The sequence below is a fragment of the Bacteroidales bacterium genome, from assembly GCA_013314715.1.
GTDB lineage: Bacteria > Bacteroidota > Bacteroidia > Bacteroidales > GWA2-32-17 > Ch61.
The window spans coordinates 75,338-81,550 of sequence record JABUFC010000006.1 but is presented as its reverse complement, the minus strand read 5'-3'; the positions used below and the strand labels follow the sequence as shown (position 1 = coordinate 81,550).

Below are 6,213 nucleotides of genomic sequence, written 5' to 3'. Positions count from 1 at the left end.
GCAAAAGGAAGGCAAAACATCTAACTCACAAACAGAAATCAACGTTGCAACCTTACCACGTGGTTTATACATCTTAAAAATAATTACCGATAAACAAACCATAATGAAAAAAGTAGTGTTGCAATAAAAACTTACAACTATGAAAAAAACATTTTTGTTCTATTTACTGTTAGCATTAGCTTTTTTAAAAGCTAATGCACAAACGTATCAATATGTACCATTTCCAACAGAAAATGCTGTTTGGAGTGAAGATTATTCTTACGATAGTTATTATTATTATCCACAATGTTATTTTTTGGATAAAATAGCTTTAAATGGTGATGATACCCATATCAATGGTGAGACTTATAAAAAGCTATTTATATTTAACGATAGTGTATTTAATATCAATAATGCTAATTATTTTGGTGGAATAAGAGAAGAAAATAAAAGAATTTATTATTATGGTGATACAGTTCATTTTGGAAAACCGAATAATTGTCTCAATGAAGTTCTTCTTTATGATTTTAATTTGAATGTTGGAGATACATTTATATCTTTTTTTAATCAAATAGACAGCACATATTGTTCAAATTCTAATTGGGATGTTGTTGTAAGCTCAATTGATACAATTATTTTAGGAAATAAATTACGTAAAAGATTTATTTTTAATGATTTTTTTACACAATGGATTGAAGGCATAGGAAATGTCAGAGGGTTATTGCTTTCTATTCCTCCGTGGATAACAGGAAATGTTCCCCAAGGAAATCTAATTTGCTTCAAACAAAACGATACCATTGTTTATTTTAACAATCAATTTTCGGAGTGTATGCCATTAAATATACCTACAAAGCCTGCTATTTCAGATAATATTGCTATTTCTCCCAACCCTGCCACCGATTTTCTTACATTAAAAATAGAAAACTTTGAACTTTTACCTTTTACCTTTCAACTCTATGACATGCAAGGGTGCTCACAACTCGCAGGTAAAACAAGCAATACACAGACAGAACTCAACGTTGCAACCTTACCACGTGGTTTGTACGTCTTAAAAATAATTACCGATAAACAAATCATAACGAAAAAAGTAGTGTTGCAATGATTTTTTAACGTCATAGCAAAATCTAACCACCTTCTCATTAGCAAAGATATACCAAATCAAACTTGTTATGATTATCCCACCCCTTTTATGCTATTTATCTACAATAAGTTAACAGTATCTGGTATTTTTTGTAAAAAAAAACAAAAACGCAGTACAAAAAAGCTAAATATACCTTATCTTTGTTGTCCATTTTTTTAATCAGTGTGTGTCATGAACATTAAAACAAAATCTGCATATCATTTTTTATTCATGACGATTGTATTTAAAATCATTAATCAAATCGAAAATTTTATTGCATGAAAAATTTTTTAATAACCGTATTTCTTTTAGCGGGGAGCATTATCTCCAATGCTCAAAATGGTACCATCAAGGCGAAATTTGTCGATAAAGACAAAAAAACTCCCATCAGTGCCTTACCGGTATGGCTCAACACATCGAAGTTTATTACAAACGAAAATGGCGAAATGGCAGTATCGGTGCCTTATGGCAACTACATTTTAGTTGTATCGGCCGATGAATTTGAAACTTTTACTCAAAAAATCGAATTAAACGCCGTTGAATTTGATGCAGGCACTATCGAAATTGCCGTAAAAGCTGTTAATCAATCCGATGTTGCCCCTATAGATGAACAAAGCATAGCTTCAGATGATATTGATGATAAAAGTAACCAAAACATCAACGGTCTATTACATTCTACCTCCGACCCATTTACAAACGCTGCTTCGTATAATTTAAGTGCTGCTAATTTCAGAATTCGTGGCTACGATGCATCGCATATAGCTATTTATATGAACGGCTTACCTATGAACGATTTAGAAAATGGTAGAGCAACCTATTCCGAATGGGGTGGTTTAAATAACGTTACACGTAATAAAGTTTTTTCGCACGGAATCGATGCTACCCATTATGCATTTGGCAACATTGGTGGAAGTACCAATATATTTGTCAACGCTGGTAGCATTCGCAAACAAAATAACTTATCGTATGCCTTTTCCAATCGCTCTTATACCCATCGCATTATGTACACATACGCCACCGGCTTCAACGATAAAGGTTGGGCTTATGCTATCAGTTTATCAAAACGCTATGCCGAAAAAGGTTACGTAAAAGGCACATGGTACGATGCTTATTCGTATTTTGCCAGTGCCGAAAAAAAATGGAACGATAAACATAGTACCGCTTTAACATTCTTTGGATCGCCTTACAAAAGAGCTATGCAGGCTCCAGCTACCCAAGAATGCTACGATCTAATTGGTTCAAATTATTATAATCCTAACTGGGGCTATCAAGATGGCATCATTAGAAATGCAAAAGTTCGCAATGTTCACCAGCCCATGGGATTGATTTACGATAAATACCAAATCAACGATCAATTAAGCTTAACCACTACTTTAGGCTATCAATTCGGTCGCTACGGAACAACCGCCATAAACTGGTACAATGCCAACGACCCTCGTCCCGATTATTATCGCTATTTACCAAGCTATCAAAAAATTGCAGGCGACACTACCGATCCTTATGGATATAACTACACCACTCAATATTGGACATCAAGCCCAAGCGTTTATCAAATCAATTGGGACAATTTATACCAAATGAATTATTTAGCTAATGCTGCCGGCGAACCTGCCCACTATATTGTTGAAGAACAACGAAAAGATAATAATCAAGCTTCGTACAATAGCTATTTAACCTATAATTTAAAAGAAAACACAACACTTTCGGGTGGTTTGAATGGCATTATGGGTAAAACGCATTATTTCAAAACCGTCAACGATTTATTAGGAGCCAACTATTGGCTCGATGTTGACCAATTTGCAGAACGCGATTTTCCATCGAATAATACAATGCTCGAAAACGACTTGAATAACCCCGGTAAACATGTAAAAGTAGGCGATATTTTTGGATATAATTACAATATTCATTACTATAATCATAATGCTTGGATACTTTTTAGTCAGAAATTAAACAAAATCGATTATTATGTTCAAGCTCAAGGTTCTACTACTTCATTTTGGCGTTATGGTTATATGAAAAACGGTCGCTTCCCCGAACAATCATACGGTAAAGGTAGTGTAAACTCATTCATTCATTATGCCATAAAAACAGGTGCTACCTACAAAATATCGGGTCGTCATTTTATCATCGCTAATGTAGCATACCTTACCAATCCTCCTTTAGCCGAAAACGCTTTTATCAACGCCCGTACATCCGATAGAATTGCTAAAAATCTAGTTCAAGAAAATATTATATCGGGCGATGCTTCGTATTTTTATCGTGGTATCCATAGTACATTTAAAATTACAGCTTATCAAACCTACTTCAACAATCAAACCGATATAAGGAGCTACTACGACGACAGCTACCAAACATTTGTAAATATCCAAATGCAAGGTATTGATAAAGTACATCAAGGTATTGAAATTGGAGCAGAAATTAAAATCAATTCCGACTTTTCTTTAATTGGAGCCTATAATATAGGAAATTATGTTTACACCTCGAATCCAGAAGCAACGCTTTCATACGACAATGGTTCCAAACCTGATACGATTGAAACCATCTATCAAAAATATTTTTATGTTTCAGGTTTTCAAAATGCCGGAAGCCTTGGTATAAAATACAGAAATGCAAAATATTGGTTTGCAAGCGTTAATTTTAATTTATTCGACAAAAACTACCTCGAATTTGCCCCCAGCCGTCGCACTACCAATGCCATCGCTAACTTAGGACCCGGCGACCCTTTGATTAAAACAATAACCGAGCAACAAAAACTTAAAGGTGGCTATACCTTAGATTTATCTTTAGGCAAATCGTGGAAAATTGGCAATTATTACATTGCACTCAATGCTAATGTAAATAATGTACTAAACAAAACAGACTTAATTAGCGGAGGTTATGAACAAATGCGATACGATAACGAAAATCACAACATCAATAAATTTCCTCCTAAATATTTCTATGCGTACGGTAGAACTTATTTCTTAATGGTAACTTTCAGATTTTAACATTAAAATTATTGAATTATGAAAAATTTAAAACAATATATCATAATCATATTATTCGTAACAGGAATAATTTCATTCCAAAGCTGTATAAAAGGCGATTTTGAACAACCTCCAGTTGTAATGCCAACTGTAGATTTTAAAGCGAATATGACCATTGCTGAACTTAATCAATATTACAGAGATTCGCTCCATTCAGCCTCTCCTGTTTTAATCACCAAAGATATTATCATAAAAGGAGTTGTTATTTCGAGCGATAAAGCTGGAAATATTTATAAATCATTATATATTGAAGATGGAACCGGCGGAATTAATATAAAACTCGATCAAAAAGAAATTTATAACATTTACAAACTAGGACAAAGAATTTATATAAAATGTAAAGGCTTATACATGGGCAATTATAAAGGAGTACCTCAAATTGGCTATAGCAACTCCGGTTCACTAAGTTATATACCTTCAACCTTATTTAGCACATACATTTTTAAAGATAGTTTTCCGGGTAATCCTCCAGCACCAAGAGTGATGAACATTTCTGACTTTACTCTTAACGATATTAGTACACTCATAAAACTAGATAGCGTTCATTTTGCTCCTGCCGATACTATGCAGCCTTTTGTAGTTCCAGGTACTGCATACGGCACCGACAGAACGATTATCGATAAAAATGGAAATTCGATTGTTATTTATACAAGCGTTTATGCCGATTTTGCTACTGCCTTAGTTCCTAAAGGCACGGGCAGCATAGTGGCTATACTCAGCTACTATAATGGTACAAACTCATATCAACTATATTTAAGAGACATTAACGATGTTCAAGGATTTCACGAATAAATAAAGATTAAAATTATACCATATGAAAAATATAAATAAAATACATGTTTTGCTTGTAATTTTGAGTTTAATAACTTTTACAAGTTGCATTAAAGATAAATACGATGCTATTCCCCAAAATATTCCTCATGCCAACTTAACAGCCAATAAAACCATTGCCGAATTAAAAGCTTTGTATGCTGGAACTTTAGATAGCATCGAAGATGACATTATAATTAAAGGAATTGTTATTTCAAGTGACCAAGCAGGAAATATTTATAAATCGTTATACATTCAAGATAGTACTGCTGGTATTATTATCTCGCTCGATAAAACTAACCTCTACACAACCTTAAAACCCGGACAATTGGTTTATGTTAAATGTAAAGGACTTTATTTAGGTGCTTATGGTGGCGTTGTTCAACTAGGCTTCAATTATGCTGGTTCTATAGGAAGAATTCCTTATGCCATGATCGATAGTCACATATTCCCAGACGGTTTGCCGGGTTCAGGAATAGCTCCTGCAATAAAAACCATACCCGGACTCACCGGCAACGATGTATGCACTAAAATACAAATAGACAATGTACATTTCGAAAAAGTAGGCACCGAGTTTGCATCTCAGTTATTTAGCAATACCAGCTTAAATTTAGTAGACGATAATGGCAATACCATTGTATTATATAATAGCAAATATGCCGACTTTGCCAGCAAACTCACCCCAAAAGGGAAAGGCTCAATCATAGCCATATTAAGTTCTTATAATAGCACCTATCAACTTATTTTAAACAGCTATGACGATTTAATTAATTGGGATACGACCGCTCAAGTCATGAGAGATATTATTAACGAACCATTTACCTCTACTTTGGGATCATTTACAACTTATAGTGTACAAGGTGCTCAAGAATGGACTATAACCAGCTATGGTGCAACCATGTCGGGCTACAACTCAGGTTATTATGCCAATATCGACTGGCTCATTTCGCCTTCTATCAACTTAGACAACTCTACAAACGAAATCTGCACTTTTACCTCAGCAATGAACTATGGCTCAGCTAACGATGGTTCGTTGAAATTCTATTATTCGACCGATTATGTTAGTGGCGATCCCACAACTGCACATTGGACAGAAATTACAGGCTTTTCACTTTCAACCGGAAGTTGGACATGGACTCCTTCTGGTAATATTGATTTATCTTCCATTCAAGGCACCAATGTTCACCTTGCATTTAAATACACCTCAACTACCAGCAGTTGTGCTACTTGGGAACTTAAAAACTTTAAAGTTACTGCATTAAGTCAAGGTAAATAAAA

The 6,213-nt window shown here is 34.3% G+C and carries 5 protein-coding genes; all 5 read left to right on the top strand.

The window, feature by feature from the left end; genetic code table 11:
- Positions 1–127 (top strand): T9SS type A sorting domain-containing protein (locus HPY79_02570; protein NSW44699.1); only part of this gene is annotated, 127 nt, incomplete at its 5' end.
- A gap of 12 nt (positions 128–139) precedes the next feature.
- Positions 140–1,081 (top strand): T9SS type A sorting domain-containing protein, encoded by a 942-nt coding sequence (locus HPY79_02565; protein NSW44698.1) that lies wholly within the window; start codon positions 140–142, stop codon positions 1,079–1,081.
- Between the two features lie 296 nt (positions 1,082–1,377).
- Positions 1,378–4,086 (top strand): TonB-dependent receptor, encoded by a 2,709-nt coding sequence (locus HPY79_02560; GenBank protein ID NSW44697.1) that lies wholly within the window; start codon positions 1,378–1,380, stop codon positions 4,084–4,086.
- An 18-nt stretch (positions 4,087–4,104) separates the two neighbouring features.
- Entirely contained in the window at positions 4,105–4,917 is an 813-nt protein-coding gene (locus HPY79_02555; protein ID NSW44696.1) for a hypothetical protein, read from the top strand.
- A gap of 22 nt (positions 4,918–4,939) precedes the next feature.
- Complete coding sequence (locus HPY79_02550; protein ID NSW44695.1) at positions 4,940–6,211, top strand: DUF5017 domain-containing protein; 1,272 nt, start codon at positions 4,940–4,942, stop codon at positions 6,209–6,211.
- Positions 6,212–6,213: the final 2 nt, after the last annotated feature.